At 46.4% G+C, this 15,285-nt stretch carries 14 protein-coding genes; 8 read left to right on the top strand and 6 right to left on the bottom strand.

From position 1 onward, the window contains the following. Window positions 1–127: 127 nt before the first annotated feature. Together KOD92_RS25955 and KOD92_RS25950 are read left to right on the top strand one after the other, a co-directional pair. Window positions 128–3,301, top strand: coding sequence for a PAS domain S-box protein (locus tag KOD92_RS25955; RefSeq protein WP_215236528.1), 3,174 nt, complete (start codon window positions 128–130; stop codon window positions 3,299–3,301). Between the two features lie 17 nt (window positions 3,302–3,318). Further along, complete coding sequence (locus KOD92_RS25950) at window positions 3,319–4,476, top strand: response regulator (protein WP_215236527.1); 1,158 nt, start codon at window positions 3,319–3,321, stop codon at window positions 4,474–4,476. 95 nt (window positions 4,477–4,571) lie between these two features. On the opposite strand, the gene KOD92_RS25945 is transcribed toward KOD92_RS25950, so the two are convergent. Beyond that, window positions 4,572–4,958: a hypothetical protein gene (locus KOD92_RS25945; RefSeq protein WP_215236526.1), complete on the bottom strand. Its 387-nt coding sequence runs from the start codon at window positions 4,956–4,958 to the stop codon at window positions 4,572–4,574. Window positions 4,959–5,443: 485 nt separating this feature from the next. On the opposite strand from KOD92_RS25945, the gene KOD92_RS25940 reads away from it, so the two are divergent. Further along, window positions 5,444–5,893, top strand: coding sequence for a response regulator (locus tag KOD92_RS25940; protein ID WP_215236525.1), 450 nt, complete (start codon window positions 5,444–5,446; stop codon window positions 5,891–5,893). A gap of 373 nt (window positions 5,894–6,266) precedes the next feature. Here the strand turns inward: KOD92_RS25940 and KOD92_RS25935 are convergent, their stop codons facing one another. Both KOD92_RS25935 and KOD92_RS25930 read right to left on the bottom strand, forming a co-directional pair. Then, window positions 6,267–6,965: a TonB-dependent receptor domain-containing protein gene (locus KOD92_RS25935; protein WP_215236524.1), complete on the bottom strand. Its 699-nt coding sequence runs from the start codon at window positions 6,963–6,965 to the stop codon at window positions 6,267–6,269. Continuing rightward, window positions 6,962–8,323 (bottom strand): TonB-dependent receptor, encoded by a 1,362-nt coding sequence (locus KOD92_RS25930; protein ID WP_215236523.1) that lies wholly within the window; start codon window positions 8,321–8,323, stop codon window positions 6,962–6,964. Before KOD92_RS25930 ends, KOD92_RS25935 begins: the two co-directional genes overlap by 4 nt. A gap of 112 nt (window positions 8,324–8,435) precedes the next feature. On the opposite strand from KOD92_RS25930, the gene KOD92_RS25925 reads away from it, so the two are divergent. Further along, on the top strand, window positions 8,436–9,173 hold the full coding sequence (locus tag KOD92_RS25925; RefSeq protein ID WP_215236522.1) for a sulfite exporter TauE/SafE family protein: 738 nt from the start codon (window positions 8,436–8,438) through the stop codon (window positions 9,171–9,173). A gap of 210 nt (window positions 9,174–9,383) precedes the next feature. Here KOD92_RS25925 and KOD92_RS25920 read toward each other — a convergent pair whose 3' ends face one another. After that, window positions 9,384–10,388 (bottom strand): phosphotransferase, encoded by a 1,005-nt coding sequence (locus KOD92_RS25920; protein WP_215236521.1) that lies wholly within the window; start codon window positions 10,386–10,388, stop codon window positions 9,384–9,386. A gap of 20 nt (window positions 10,389–10,408) precedes the next feature. Further along, entirely contained in the window at window positions 10,409–11,182 is a 774-nt protein-coding gene (locus KOD92_RS25915; protein ID WP_215236520.1) for a DUF547 domain-containing protein, read from the bottom strand. Window positions 11,183–11,334: 152 nt separating this feature from the next. On the opposite strand from KOD92_RS25915, the gene KOD92_RS25910 reads away from it, so the two are divergent. The 4 genes from KOD92_RS25910 to KOD92_RS25895 all read left to right on the top strand — a co-directional run bounded on the left by KOD92_RS25910 (window position 11,335) and on the right by KOD92_RS25895 (window position 14,140). Continuing rightward, window positions 11,335–12,027: a TIGR04283 family arsenosugar biosynthesis glycosyltransferase gene (locus KOD92_RS25910; protein ID WP_215236519.1), complete on the top strand. Its 693-nt coding sequence runs from the start codon at window positions 11,335–11,337 to the stop codon at window positions 12,025–12,027. Between the two features lie 68 nt (window positions 12,028–12,095). Continuing rightward, window positions 12,096–12,428, top strand: coding sequence for an arsenosugar biosynthesis-associated peroxidase-like protein (locus KOD92_RS25905; RefSeq protein ID WP_204663934.1), 333 nt, complete (start codon window positions 12,096–12,098; stop codon window positions 12,426–12,428). 37 nt (window positions 12,429–12,465) lie between these two features. Next, window positions 12,466–13,512 (top strand): arsenosugar biosynthesis radical SAM (seleno)protein ArsS, encoded by a 1,047-nt coding sequence (gene arsS / locus KOD92_RS25900; RefSeq protein ID WP_215236518.1) that lies wholly within the window; start codon window positions 12,466–12,468, stop codon window positions 13,510–13,512. Beyond that, window positions 13,463–14,140: a TIGR04282 family arsenosugar biosynthesis glycosyltransferase gene (locus KOD92_RS25895; protein WP_229254881.1), complete on the top strand. Its 678-nt coding sequence runs from the start codon at window positions 13,463–13,465 to the stop codon at window positions 14,138–14,140. The genes arsS and KOD92_RS25895 overlap by 50 nt, the downstream gene beginning before the upstream one ends. Window position 14,141: 1 nt before the next feature. Here the strand turns inward: KOD92_RS25895 and KOD92_RS25890 are convergent, their stop codons facing one another. Beyond that, complete coding sequence (locus KOD92_RS25890; protein WP_215236517.1) at window positions 14,142–15,275, bottom strand: MFS transporter; 1,134 nt, start codon at window positions 15,273–15,275, stop codon at window positions 14,142–14,144. Between the last annotated feature and the right edge of the window lie 10 nt (window positions 15,276–15,285).

The following is a 15,285-nucleotide window of genomic DNA, read 5'->3' as shown; positions in this document are numbered from 1 at the left end:
ATGAAAAGAAGGGATTTCTATGCCAAATTAATGCTTTTATTGAAAATAGTATAAAATTCCCAGTGCTGGGCAAGGCAAAATAACAAGGCTTTGCCAGCTAGCGGGCCTTGCAATAAATCTCAACGAAATGAAAAAAGAAAAGCAGCCTAACCATGGCAGCCTTCTATATGAATTGGGTACCGATAAGCAGCGCATTCATTCTAAATATTACGATGATTGTTGCCGACTGGCCGTGCTGATCACCAACCTGAGCGGCGCGCTGATCCTGATCAAAGAAGGCGATGCCCAGCTGCTCGCAGGGCAACACGGGCATCAGCTAGACCCTGGCACCCAGAGCAAGCTTTTCTATGATCTAACAACGGCGATTGACGCAGGCAGTGAAATCTCCTATGCACAATCCGTTGATGGGCTGCAAAACGCGTCAGTACCAAATGAGCCCGCCGCTACCCATTTTTTTGCGGGCTTTCCCCTTAAAAATGACTTGGGGATTATCATCGGAAGCTTTTGGGTCTTGGACACAAACCCGGCAGGACTTGATGAGCAGCATCGGGAAGCACTCCGATTATTGAGCGTTCAAATACAGGAAAAAATTGTTTCGGAGAGCGAGCTCTCTGAGCTCCGAAATTTTGAGAAGCTCTTTTTTCAATCAGAAGACCTTATCTGTGTGGCGGGCACCGATGGCATGTTCCGCAGGATCAACCCCTCGTTTAAAAAGCTTTTAGGCTGGCAGGACCAGCAGATGCTTGAAACTTCCTACTTTGACTTGATCCATCCAGATGATATCGCCCCTACACAGCAGCAAATCCAAAAAATGCAGTCAGGGGCTACCGTAACCGGGTTTGTCAACCGGTTTCGGGCGATGGACGGCACCTATTTCTATTTACAGTGGACGGTAAGCCCTGAGCCCGGTTCCGGTAACCTTTTCGCAGTAGGCCGTAACATAACCCTTCAAAAAAAGCAGCAGGAAGACCTTTTGGCCAGCGAGGAAAGTTTCAGGTCCTTCTTTGAAAATTCGTTAGGCCTGATGTGCACCCACTCGCCCGGTGGCACGATCATAACGGTCAATGCCGCTGGCGCAGGGTTACTGGGGTACAGCCCTTCGGAACTACAAGGCACCAACCTGGGCGATATCATCCCGGAAGAACACCGCCCACAGTTCGAGTCGTATCTGGCCCAGGTCCTTTTGGAGGGGCAGTCCCAGGGGCTGATGACAACGCTGCACAAAGACGGAAGCCTGCGGATTTTCAGCTACCGTAACACGGTTGCCAAAAACGCGGCAGGGGAAACCTACGTGATAGGCAACAGCATTGATGTCACAGAAAGCCATCAAATGCAGCGGCAGCTGAGCAAAACCCAGCAGCTGCTTTTACAAACCAGCCGGGTTGCCAAAATCGGCGGCTGGGAAATGGACATTGCCACCGGGCAGGTTTACTGGTCACAGGTAACCAGGGAACTTCACCAGGTAAGCCCGGGTTTTCAGCCAACACTCGAAAATGCGCTTGGGTTTTACAATGAAGGGGAAAACCGCGACAAAATCCTGGAAGCCGTTCATCAAGCTATCCAGGGGCGGGGCTGCTATGACCTGGAATTGCAAATCAGGACAGCCAGGGGAAATGACTTATGGGTCCGCGCGATTGGGAATGCCGAATTTGTGGACGGCAAATGCGTACGCCTGTATGGGACATTTCAGGACATTGATGCCCGTATACAAAATGAAAGTCAGGTGGCCAATTCCAGAAAGCTTTTCTCGGATGTTCTCGACGCTGCCTCGGAAGTCAGCATCATTGCTACCGACCAGCATGGCATTATAAGTGTATTTAACAAAGGCGCCCAAAAATTACTGGGGCACGCTTCACACGAGCTGATCGGTAAGCATTCCCTTACCCTGCTGCTTTTAGATCAGCAGTTATCACAGCGGGGGGAGCAGTTATCCCAAATTTACAATGAGCCCATCCATGGGTTCCGCGCGCTGGTCCACACCGCTGAGCTAGCCGGATCTGAAAGCAGGGAATGGACTTATGTATCCAAAGACAATCTCCCCATCCCTGTACAACTGGCCGTGACGGTGATCCGGGATGTTGACAACCTGGTTACAGGTTACCTTGCCATCGCCACCGACTTGTCCCAGATCAGAAAGGCGCAGCAGGACCTGGTCCGTGAGCGGGCTATCCTGATGGCTTTTGTTGAAAATACTCCCGCGGCCGTCGCCATGTTTGACTGCCAGGTCAAATTTTTAGCCTATAGCCAAAGGTGGGTGCAAGATTATCGTTTGGCAGGACAAAGTCTGATCGGGGTTTCGATTTATGACGTATTCCCCCAAATTAAAGAGAATTGGAAAGATATCCACCAACGCGGTTTAAACGGAGAAATCCTTCGTAGTGAGCAGCACCTGTGGCAGCCGGCCGGATCCTTGAAGCAGCGTTATCTCAACTGGGAAGTCCGACCCTGGTATTTGGATGAAGGGCAGATCGGGGGAATTATGATCTTCACACAGGATGTTACCGAATCTGTGCAGCAACGCGCGGAACTTCAACAGGCCAGGATCACTTCCGAGCAGGCCAGTCAGGCGAAATCCGAGTTTCTGGCCAACATGAGCCATGAAATCCGTACCCCCCTGAATGGCGTGATCGGGTTTTTAGACCTGATCCTGAAAACCGACCTTGCCCCTACCCAAAAACAATATCTGGACATTGCCAACCAGTCTGCCAATACGCTGTTGGCAACGATCAACGATATCCTGGATTTCTCAAAGATTGAAGCCGGTAAGCTAGAGCTCGATATACACAAAACCGATTTACAGCAGCTGCTGATGCAGTCAGCAGATATCGTCTCGTTCCCCGTACAAAAAAAGGGCGTCGAGATGCTGCTCAATATACCGGCAGAACTGCCACGCTTTGAATGGATCGATGAAATACGCCTTAAACAAGTACTGATTAACCTTTTGGGCAATGCAACCAAGTTCACAGACCACGGGGAAATAGAGTTAAAGGTAGAGATCCAGGGTTATGACCCGCAGAAAAGCGACCAGCTCCATTGCCGTTTCAGTGTCAGGGATACCGGGATCGGTATTGCAACCGGGAAGCAAAACAAAATATTCAGTGCATTTTCCCAGGCTGACAGCACAACCACTAAAAAGTATGGAGGCACCGGCCTGGGCCTAACAATCTCCAATAAACTGCTGGACATGATGGGCAGCCGCTTGCAACTGAGCAGTGCAGAAGGTGAAGGCAGCACCTTCTTTTTTGACCTTTCCATGCGGGCAGAGCAAGGGACGCCCCTTAGCTGGCGTGACCGTCCCTGATCAAGCGGGTGTTGATTGTGGATGACAACGCACAGAACAGGTTGATCCTTTCCAGGATGCTGGACCTTTTATCGATCCGCTCCCAGCAAGCTGAGTCTGGCGAGCAGGCGCTAAGCATCCTGGAAACAGCGGCTTTTGATGCCATTTTGATGGATTACCACATGCCCGGCCAGGACGGGCTTGAAACCGTGCGCAGGATCAGGCAGAAGCACGGGTTTGAGAAAATTCCGGTGGTACTGCTTACCAGTTCTTCGGCAGACATCAGTGCAGCGCTGACTGAAACGCTCAATATCCCCTTCAAGCTCCTTAAACCCATTAAATTCAATGAAATACTGGCTTGCCTTTCCAGGCTCGCATTTCAGGAAGAAAGTACCAATATCATACACCCTACAGAGAAAGGGCAAGTCATTAACGGCACTTTCAAAGTGCTGATCGCAGAAGATAACTCTGCCAACATGTTCCTGGCCAAAACGTTTTTGTCCCGGATTGCCCCGGCAGCCCAAATCCTTGAAGCAGTTAATGGCAAAGCCGCCCTTGAGATCTGCTTAAGCGGTTTACCCGATATCATATTTATGGATGTCCAGATGCCGCTGATGAATGGGTATGAAGCCACTGGCCATATCCGTAAATTCCCAGGCGCCTTGAAAATACCAATCATCGCCTTGACGGCAGGGAACATGAAGGGAGAAAAAGAACGGTGTTTGCTGGCAGGCATGGACCACTTTATCACCAAGCCCTTTGTCGAAAATACAATCCTGGAAATCCTTCGCAAATATATCCTGCCTGGCCTGGCTAGCGGGGACTCAAGCCCGGCTGCAAACAACGTAGCCCTAGAGGCCCATACCGGCATCGATTTTCAGAAGCTCAACGCTGTATATCTTGCTGACGCGTCCTTTCTGATCGAATTCCTGGCCATCACCATGCAGTCCCTGGAAGGCGGCATCAGTGATCTCAAAAGATATTATCAGGCAAAAGACTTGCAGGGTATCAACTTGGCCGGGCATAAAATGAAAGGGGCCGCTGCATCTGCGTTTATGCCAGAAATAACTGCCCTGGCTCAGACCCTGGAACACATGGCAAGCTTTGAGCCCCAGGAAATTGACCATACCCTGCAATTACTGCAAGACGGTCTAAATCAAATCAGGCCGCTGATTAATGATTACTTTCTATCCTAGAAATCACGTAGCCTTACCTTCCTTTCTGGACGCGGCAAAACCCATTCTTATAGTATCGCAATGATACCTCGGAGTTGATTGGCCAAGCCATACAGTTAATTACTGATTTTTTCTAACAGCGTTTGGTAGCTGTAAATTTTCTCGACCAATGCGATGTATTCACCCTTAATGAAAGCTTTCGTGTAAGGGCAAACATAAAACCGGTCATCGGATACTTCCTGGATACACTTCTGGAACTGTTCAAAGTTTACTTGTTTTGAAATGCACCCGCCGAAGCCTGAGATAAGTTGATTGACTGCCTGGCTTTGGACAGGGAAATCATACATAAAAATACAGCGGGTCCTTTGCGCAGGTATGTTTTTGATAAAAAAATCCGCCGGTCTATTCACCCCAAATATCAGAATATTGAACTTTTCATCTTTCAGGTATCGGTCCCTTTGGACGTAATTGCCCGTTTCCACAACGTCAACTTCAATTTTCATTTTTTTTAGCATTAAGGTTATCCCTAACCTTGATGCGGGCTGTGTATCGAAAACCAATACTCGCGTGTTTTTCTTTGAATTCCCCATCCACTTTTTTTAGGGTGTGTAAAATAACAGCATTAACCTGATCGCTGGCCCAGCCATACTGCCGTCAGTAATTGAAATCCGTAGCCCCTATCAATTATGCTTTTTTACCTTAAAAAGCAATAAAACCAGGCCTTATGCTCAACTGACGTACCTTCATCGAAAGCCTTACCAATCCAGATGAAACAGGCTATATTTTGAAAACATCCGCCCTCCGTGTTAAAAGCGGGTAGTTTGTTACTCAATGACCCCAAAATGTTTATACATCCCACTTCGTGCAGCTGTCGTCTTACCCCAAACAGCCCCTTTTACCGGGTATGCGTTTTTATGGTCTGATAACAAAACGGTGGGGTTAGGCACATTGCTATCTACTTGCATCAATACAATGTAAAAATACGAAGATGCAAAAATCTTATGGGCCAGTTTTGGAAACCAGGCAGCCTCTTGTTTATCTTCTTGACGATGATGAAGATGACGCGTTACTATTGCAAGAAGCTTTCTTAGCTGGTATACCTTCATGCCAAGTACGTATTTTTACGCACGGTTTGGTGATGCTGGAAGTTTTGGCGAGTGATACAACATATCCGGATTTGATTTGCGTTGATCTTCAAATGCCATATCCTGACGGACTTGAAGTCGTCAGTAACCTTAAAGTAAACAAACAATGCGCTCATATCCCAGTGATCATCAATAGCGGCAGTTGCGACCCCGATAAAATAAGGACGGCATATCAAATTGGCGCTCAAACCGTTTTTAATAAACCCGGTAATTATAATGACCTGCTGGAAATGGTAGCTGCAATCGGTCAATACTGGTTTAAATTTGCCTGTCTGCCCGTAGGCATGAATTGATCTTTCTAACTTGTTATTCAATCGTAATGCTCTTCTTGCAGCCTTCAGAAGGTGCATGCAGGCGTATTGATGCATCGTTCAGGCTTAATGATAAAATGAATCAGGCTTTCAACAAACGGTCCGGTCTTCAATACACATTTGAACAAAGTCATAGGCACAATTCTTTTCTAAGTTGGGCTCCAACGATTGGATTATTAAATCTGCAAAAGTTCTTCGCATGGTCGCCCTGTTGGGAAATGCCACTTCCGTAGCGAGCCGCACAACCCGATGTTGGGCTATAACGAAGACCAGCATTGGATAATAAAAGTCCGTTGTCATACCCTTGTGAAGTGGCTGTACGGGACACATAGTTGATGTCATATTGGAAGCTTAATCACTTTGCAATATTAATGGTTGTATTACCGCTCAGGTTATAGTTGACGCTTTTTTGCAGTATGTCAGCGCCCTGGTATGTCCCTTTAATATTGAGCTCATATACATTGTCTGACCAATACAACCGCCACCAAGATAGTGGCCGCCACTCGCCGGACAGTTCGGCTCCAATCGATCTGGCTGTCCCGGCATTGGTGTATGCCCTTAAAAGAATAATGCGGCTATATAAATCATTCACCCGGAAAATACGGTCTTTGGCGCGATTAGCATATGCGGTCAGCGTTAATGGTTGCCAGGCACGGCTATATGATGCATCGAGAACATCTGTGATTTCTGGTTTCAAATTCGAATCACCCAACTCAATAGCTTCTGCATGCCGATGGTTTTTGGATGGAGACATTGCCTTTGTTGTTGGCCGGTCGATTCGCCGGTTGAAGCCAATTCTTAGTGTTTGCGCCTCAGATAACTTCCAGATACCTTGCAGCGAAGGGAATAAATTTAACGCATCATATTGGTAAGGCTTCGGCTGCGCCAAATGGGTCAACGTCCGGTTTGTTGATTCGAGTCTTATCCCCACATTGTAGGAGAAGGTTTTTCGTTGCCCTGCCAGCTGCAAATAACCTGCATGGACCTGTTGCACCAAATCCATTTGATCCGCAAAGCCTGAATCTGCCTCCCAAAACTGTGTTTCCAGATTCAACCGCTCAAAAGTAAATCACCCTGATGCCGTACCCGCCGCCACTGGTAGCCCATTTCGAGCCGTTTATTGCCAGGCAGTGGCTGCACCCAGTCGGCTTGCAGCCGCCAGGCATTTAACGGGCTACGTTCATCGGAGCGCTCTTGAAGTGTAACAGTTCCGATATCTTCAACCTGGTAAGAATTACGTAACGGCCCTCCCAAGATAGAATACTCGAATAGCCCGATTACACTGAGTTTCGCTTTATTGGCAAATGTGCGGCCATAATCGGCATTGACCGATTGGAACCTGCCAGTCCGGCTAAATAAGTTTTGGTTAAAAAACTGCCGCGCAGGGGGACCAAATTGATTTGAATATAAATCCAATGGCTGGCCTGTCCGGATAAAGTCGTGATAATGCAGATTAGCAATACGGTCTGTCTGTTTATAACCAGCATAACAGGCAACGTTCAAAACCGATTGGCTGTTAAAGCTGTAACTTCCACCTGTTCGGATGGAATATTGCACATCCTTCCAATCGCGGATACCTTCTGAGGGCAGGTAGGTTAATGTGTCCCGAAAAATCGTACGTACTTCACCCCCACGAAAGCCATTGATATTGTAGCGCCGGAAATCTACGGAGACGAATGCATTCCATCTGCGAGAGTTGTAAGCGACAGCAGCATCACCGCCGTAACGCGCGGGGGATACACCCGCAAAAAGGCCATTACCACTAAGGCTCCACCCCACCTGCACACCTTTTTTGGTAATGATATTGATAATCCCCGTTTTACCATCGCTGTCATAGCGTGCAGAAGGTGATGTGATAATTTCAACCTGCTCAATTTGGTTGGCCGGAAGCTGTGCCAATATATCCGCCGCTGTCCGTGCAGATGGCTTTCCATTGATCATTACCTGAAAATTAGCACTGCCCCGTAGCGTAATGGCACCCTCGTTATTGACAGTAACGGACGGCAGGCGCTGCAACAAGTCAAGGCCTGTCCCACCGGCCGCGTTCTGGAATTGTTTCGTTGTATATACCTGCTTATCGAGTTGGAGCGAACTCGCCGCCTTTTCACCTTTAACGACTAGTTCGTCCAGGGCCACTTCTGAACGGTGCAAGAACATTGTGGGCAGTGTAACCTGTGATTGAGCGTTAATTTTAAATGCCTTCTGCAAGATCTGGTAGCCAATGAGTTGCACCCGCAACTGGATATCACCACCAGGGACGCCAGGAATGAAAACAGGCCTTTTTCCATCGGTTGTAGTGCCTGTAACCAAAACTGAATCACGTAACCAGACCGAAACGGTGGCGTACGGTACGGGATGCTGTCCCAAGCTATCAATTATCTCGCCCTGCAAGGTGATGGTTTGTGCAAGCAAGGGCTGCCAGCTAGTGCAATTGCACAAAAGAAGATTAAACGACGAAGTATATAACTATTCATAATCCGTTAAAATTACGGAACTTGGCGGCATCTGTCACATTGTTAACATTATGGATTTATTACCCCTGTTGCCATTCCTGGCCTGTTTGTTCGTCGTTGGGTTCTTATATGCATCGGTCGGTCATGGCGGGGCCAGCGGGTATCTGGCTACGATGGCCTTATTTAGCATCAGGCCAGAGCTAATGAAGTCATCTGCCTTGCTGCTCAACGTCTTTGTCTCCTTTATTGCTTTCATTCAATACTACCGTGCCGGCTATTTCCGCGGGGAAAAGTTTTGGCCATTTGCGCTGGCAAGTGTACCAATGGCTTTTGTCGGGGCACGCATCCCGCTTTCGGATTCACTCTATCGCAAGATTCTAGCTGCATCGCTTATTTTAGTTGTTATCCGGCTTTTGTGGCAGCTCCGTGGGAAAGAAACTGAGTCAAAGCCAATCCCCCTCGCCTGGGGACTTGCCGCCGGGGCTGTGATCGGCCTGTTATCGGGAATGATTGGTATCGGTGGTGGTATTTTGTTAAGCCCCCTAATGCTTTTGTTCCATTGGGCAAAAGTAAAGGAAACAGCAGCCAGCTCCTCACTCTTTATCCTGGTTAATTCAATCTCCGGATTGATAGGGCTTTTTAGCCAGGGCTTCCGCCCTGAACCGCAAATCTATATCTGGATCATGGCAGGCTTACTGGGTGGGATTTGTGGCAGTTATCTGGGTAGCCATCGTTTATCTGCTTCCTCGCTCAATTATCTGCTGGCAGTAAGTGTTACACTGGCTTGTCTGAAACTGATATTCACCTAGCTTCCCAATTAGTGTTTCTAGCCCGCGCTGTGTTGATTTAATTCGCGTGTCAACCCATTTTCTTCTCCCTTTCAACTATTTACAAACGCCATTTTTGTCCATTTACTAAAAGCCCCCCACTTGTATGGCCGGAATTAGCTTGGAGTTATATTCTGCGCTTACACCCATATATGTAGTATTCCCGACAACCAAAGATGAAAATGAAAAGGGCTAATCCGCACTCGTATGTGGCAAAATCAAAGTCCTTGCAAATCTTAGCAGCTCCTGTTTTTGCTGTAATGTTCTCTGCAAGGGCAATTGGGCCAATCCAATTAGCCGTCTGATAATTTCAATGCCAACAAACTGATTTAAGGTGAAGTAATCGATTTGATTAATCAAGTTGTATCTATCCAGCGTAAAATCTACGATTGCTTTATTTTGGCCTGCCAGGTACAGGTGAGCGATCATAACGCCCAGATCAAACTCCGCAGGGCCATAAAAGCAGAACTCGGGATCGATAATTTTTATTCCCTGCGTAGTATCAAGCCAGCTTCCCGGATAAAAGTCACCGTGTAAAAGACATTTTCCATCAGAAAGATAGGTTTGCCCCAAATGTGCCACCTGAGCTTTCAGCTCATCATCACTCTTGTAGACAGTAGCAACAGCTTGCAATCCTGGCTGGACGGTATCAAGATCAAACCCGTTCTCTTTCATAAACGGGTATTCAAATATATGTTGATGGTTCAGCGCCCTCATAGCTTTGTTTTTGAGCGAATCCGGGGTCGATTCACAGGAAAAACGTGTATGAAGCGTGCTTAAAAAATCCGTTAACTGCGCAACTTGCCAGATTTCAAGAGCTTTGAGGGAATTGTATAATGGTATAAAATCGCTGGCCCTGCCCAAGTCTTCCAAAGCCATAATATTGTTCACCGTATCAATGCCAATCAGATCCGGGGTGAAGTCTGCTATCAACGGATCAACGCTTGTTGTTTGGTAAAAAGCACCTTCCATTAAAACCCTGTCGGCGGGAGCACTTATGTGCGGATACTTTTCGACATATCCCCTGGATTGCTTGACAATAAAGGATCTGTCCGGGGTAGTTAACCGGAGAACATAGTTCATATTTCCTTCCCCCGGCACGGAAACCTGACTGATCCGCTCCCCATTTATTAACCAGCCCTGGTTTTGCAGGTAAGTTTCGAGCGTAGCAATGTCGTTTGCACTTAGAATAAACATGTACAGCTGTTTAGGATAAATTAGGAATCAAAGTTTTTCATTTTTTGCGTCCAGTCATACTCTTTGAATTTCAAGGAATATTCTGAAAAGTCTTCACCCAGGTATTTCTTCAAAATTATCTTAATGCCATTGTTTCCACCAAAATCTGCTTTGAACCACTGCAATATCCGGCTAACCATTACTGTTTTTTTCTGCGGGTTGATCTGTGTATCCGTCTTCAAAAACGATGATGCTGCAATGCTGAGTTGTTTGTCGATTTTACCATAGTCATAGAAAGCGATTGGAGGACAACTGGTTGCACCACAGTTAAGGGCAAAGTGAATGCGATAATCTATTTTAGAAACAGCTAATTGTTTAATAGTTTTTCCAGGAAAAAACTGGGGCAGATACCCCAGACTCAATTTTGCACGGTAACGTCTGAGGATACCATGTTCGATCTGGTCAAGGCTCAGTTTTACACCCCCGATCGTTATCAGTTTTTCCTTAAAAATCGCTGGCCTGGTTTTCTTTTCCTTTGTAGCCAATATCTGAAAATAAGCATTGTAGATGTTGATCCAGAATGTTTTACGGGCATCATCGTCAGCCAATCCGGAAATCAGGCTATCAGTTATCATCATTGCCAAAGCCTTGCGAAGACTATCCACTGGCTCGTCCATCTTTACCTGCAGAAGCAGCTTTCCTGATAGTGCGATCAGTTTTCGGTCCGGTTCTTTGTTAGATTGGCCGGCAACGGGTAGTAAACCAACTGCCCATAGCGCTAAAACAAGGCCTGTTATCACCAATATCCATTTCATTTTTTTACCATTAACCATCAATATATCACGCAGGACTCAATTCGACATAATTTTTTAGAAGTGACCCTAGCAACAAAACTGTTTACTTCTTGTCCCCGTACATACGCGTAGTGAAATTATTTAGATTGCTCACTGAAATCGTGCCTATTCCTATGAAGCTCAGTATTATCATTCCAACCTACAATGAGGCAGCTAACATTGCACGCCTGGTACAGGATTTGTTCAAATATGCAGGCGATCAGTCGATTGAAGTCATTGTTTCGGATGGCGGAAGCAAAGATGCTACCTTGGAAATAGCGCTCCAAGCCGGTGCAAGCGTGCTCAAATCTCCCAAGCCAGGCAGGGCAGCACAAATGAATTATGCTGCTGGTTTTGCTAATGGAGATGTGCTTTACTTTGTTCACGCCGATGTTGGCATAAATCGGGATTATTTTAGAGACGTTGAGCGGGCTGTGTCAGATGGGTTTGAAGCGGGCTGTTACCGGTTCCGCTTTGATTCAAACCGGGCAATCCTTAAAATCAACAGTTATTTTACCCGTTTTAACAGGCTGATGTGCCGCGGTGGCGATCAAACCCTTTTTGTAACCAGAAAGCTGTTTGATCAGCTAAATGGCTTTGATGAATATTATACCATTATGGAGGACTATGATATCATCATCAGGATCTGGAAAGTAGCCCGGTTTAAGATCATCCCAAAGGAGGTAACCGTCTCTGCCAGGAAGTACAAGAACAATAGCTGGCTGCGGGTCCAAATTGCTAACTTAACTGCTTTTACCATGTTTTATTTAAAAAGAGAACCATCTCGCATAGCCTTAAAATATAAATCCATGCTGGATTACCGGTGATACACGCGCCCGCTTAATCTTTGCTATTCTGATCATCGTATATAAATACCAACCTTAACCTGCCAAAGATGAATACCTATTATAATCCCGAAGACCTAAAAAAATTTGGTTCAATTGGTGAATTCCAGAAAGAACTGGCTGATAAATTTTTCTCTTATTATGGCTCTGTATTTGCCGAAGGTGCACTTACTGCCAGGGAGAAATCGCTGATTGCACTCGCTGTTTCCCATACCGTCCAGTGTCCTTATTGCATTGATGCCTACACGACAGATACTTTGGAAAAAGGCTGTTCGGAAGCAGAAATGATGGAAGCTGTGCATGTGGCGGCCGCTATAAAAGGTGGAGCGACTTTGGTACATGGTGTCCAGATGATGAATAAAGCAAAAGATCTTTCCATGTAAGCGATTGTTGGCGTTTCACCAGTAACCCCAGTAAGCAATGAAATCACTCAAGGCAAGCGGGCATTTGCTCTCGGATTCTGCATCACAGATCAAGACCTTGCATGACCAGGTGTTTGATAAGTTGCAGCTTCCTCTTTTTGAACAAAAAATGGAGGCTGCATCCCTGTATCCTTTAAAACCGGCTCGCACCACCACCATGCAGATTAATGTAGGGAAAATGTGCAATCAGATTTGCAAACATTGCCATGTGGATGCAGGTCCTGACCGGAAGGAGATTATGACCAGGCATACCATGCAGCAGTGCCTGGATAAACTTGCGGCTTCTGAAATTACTACCGTCGATCTTACGGGAGGGGCACCTGAGATGAATCCCGATTTTCGCTGGTTTGTTGCAGAGCTGACTGCAATTGGTAAACAGGTTATTGTCCGCTGCAATTTGACTATTATCGTAGCCAACCCAAAATATCATGACCTGCCTGATTTTTTTAAGCAGCATCAGGTTGAAGTAGTTAGCTCGCTGCCCTTCTATAATGCCGACAAGACAGACCGGCAGCGAGGAAAAGGTGTTTTTGAGGATTCTGTAAAGGCATTAAGGATGCTAAACGCGAGAGGCTATGGAGTGGAAGGCAGCGGGCTTATCCTTAATTTGGTTTACAACCCAAATGGGGCATTCATGCCTGCACCACAACAGGGCTTGCAGCGCCAATTCAAAAAGGCACTGCATGATGAATTCGGTATTGTATTCAATGAGCTTTTTGCAATAACCAATATTCCTGTCAGCCGGTACCTGGATTACCTGATCAGCTCGGGTAATTATGATGGCTACATGGAAAAGCTTGTTAACGCCTTTAATCCCGTAGCAGCAACCGGTGTCATGTGCCGGTCAATGGTTTCCGTTGGTTGGGATGGCTCATTATATGACTGTGATTTTAATCAAATGCTGGATATGCAGTTTGATGCTGCATACAACCACATCAGTCGCTATGACCAGGAGCTGATCGAGAACCGTGAAATTAAGACTGGCCAGCATTGCTATGGCTGCACAGCTGGTGCTGGTTCAAGCTGTGGCGGCAATACGATTTAGCCCGTTTCCCATGAACAACGCTGTAATTGTTTTTTTGAAGAATTTAACGCTCGGAAAGGTTAAAACCAGATTGGCGGCTACCATTGGTGACCAGAAGGCCTTAGAAATTTATAGCCAACTTGTTGAACATACTTTCAAGCAGGTAAGCAGGACTGAACATGAGAAATTGCTTTACTTTTCCGATAACCTGCATAGTGACCTGCCTGTAATTGGACAAGATTTTCTGCTTCGCCAGCAACAAGGCGGCGATCTGGGAGAGAGAATGTCAAATGCTTTCAAAGAAGTCCTCGAGTCGTCTGCTGAGAAAGTACTTATTATAGGAACTGACTGTCCTGGACTGGATGCATCTATTATCGAGCAGGCTTTTGATGCACTTGATATGCAGCAAGTTGTGATAGGGCCAGCAAACGACGGAGGTTATTATCTTCTTGGAATGACTGGCTTCCATAGCTTTCTTTTCGAAGATGTACCATGGAGTACTTCAAGTGTGCTGGAATTAACGCTTCAAAATTGCGCCATGCATGGGCTTAGTTATACGCTCCTCGAAGAACTTTCGGACATAGATGATGAAAGTGATCTGAATTCATGGAATGAATGGATAAAAGTTAATCAGTCCAGAGAATCATGATCTATACAAGTAATGTTTTGGTTCGTTTGTGATAAACCCAGGTATGAACTATTAGAAGCAAAGTGAGAGCAGTAAAGATCAGGCTCAAATCGTTATTGGCCAATAAAAAGCCGCCCGCCAATGCGCCAAATGCGGAACCCGCATCTCGGAAAGTGGCATTGATTGATACTTCGCGAGTCACATCGTCTTTCCCAACTGATGCCGCGCCAGCTGCTAGCGATGCATTAACATTATAAAAGGTAAATACAAGGATTAATCCCGGCATTACCCAGCCGCTTGTTGCTAGCAGCACACCCAGGCAGATCAAGAGAATTGACCCTGAGTATATGTTAGCAAGCCCATACCGGTCAGCGGACCAACCCGCAAAAGGTGAAATTAAAAGCGAGCAAATCCGTCGGAAAATAAGAAATCCGGCGACAGTGGCAGTAATTTCAACTGCCGACCAATAGGGATGCGCATCCATCAACAGGGCCCCAATTAAAACCACAAGCATACCTTCCACTGCAAAAGCTGCCAAAAAAGCTAACCGGTTAAAGACTGATGGAAATGATATTTTGAAGCTAAATTGCTGGGCAGGCCGCTGATCCCTTTCTCTGAGTTTAAACGCGAAGTAAACTCCTGGCGTCGAGAGGAGCGCAATTGCTAAAAAAATCGAGCTAGGGCTGACCTCTTCAAAAAGCAGTGGGCCAACCAACAATGCTAGTAGTGGGCCCGATTCGATGATGCTTTGGCTCATTCCCAGTGCCAAGCCTTTCTTAGGATAATCCATGGCATAGGTAATTGCCCCAACGCGAAGGACAGAATACGATATGCCCCACAAGATCCTAAGCAGTACTAAAATCGCAATGCCAAAACCTGCACCATAGCCAGCTGTGGCCAATACGGATACAGTTGCCGCAGCGATTATAGGTATACGAAAGCCCACAAGACTGAAAACGCGCAAAATAAGTGGGTTAAGCAAAATCCGTGTAAAGCGGTTGATTGACAAGATGGTTCCTATCCAAATGATTGGAACGTGGATGCTGGAAGCATTTATTGGCAGAAAAGAATATAGAAATGCATCACCCATTAAAGCGAAGCTCAGGCTGAAAGACGCATACATGGGTAATTTCATCTCGGCAATATGCTTTCTCATTCCTTCCTAA

Origin of the sequence: Dyadobacter linearis, from assembly GCF_907165045.1 — a bacterium.
Classification (GTDB): Bacteria; Bacteroidota; Bacteroidia; order Cytophagales; family Spirosomataceae; genus Dyadobacter; species Dyadobacter linearis.
This window is presented reverse-complemented; position numbering and strand designations above follow the sequence as displayed.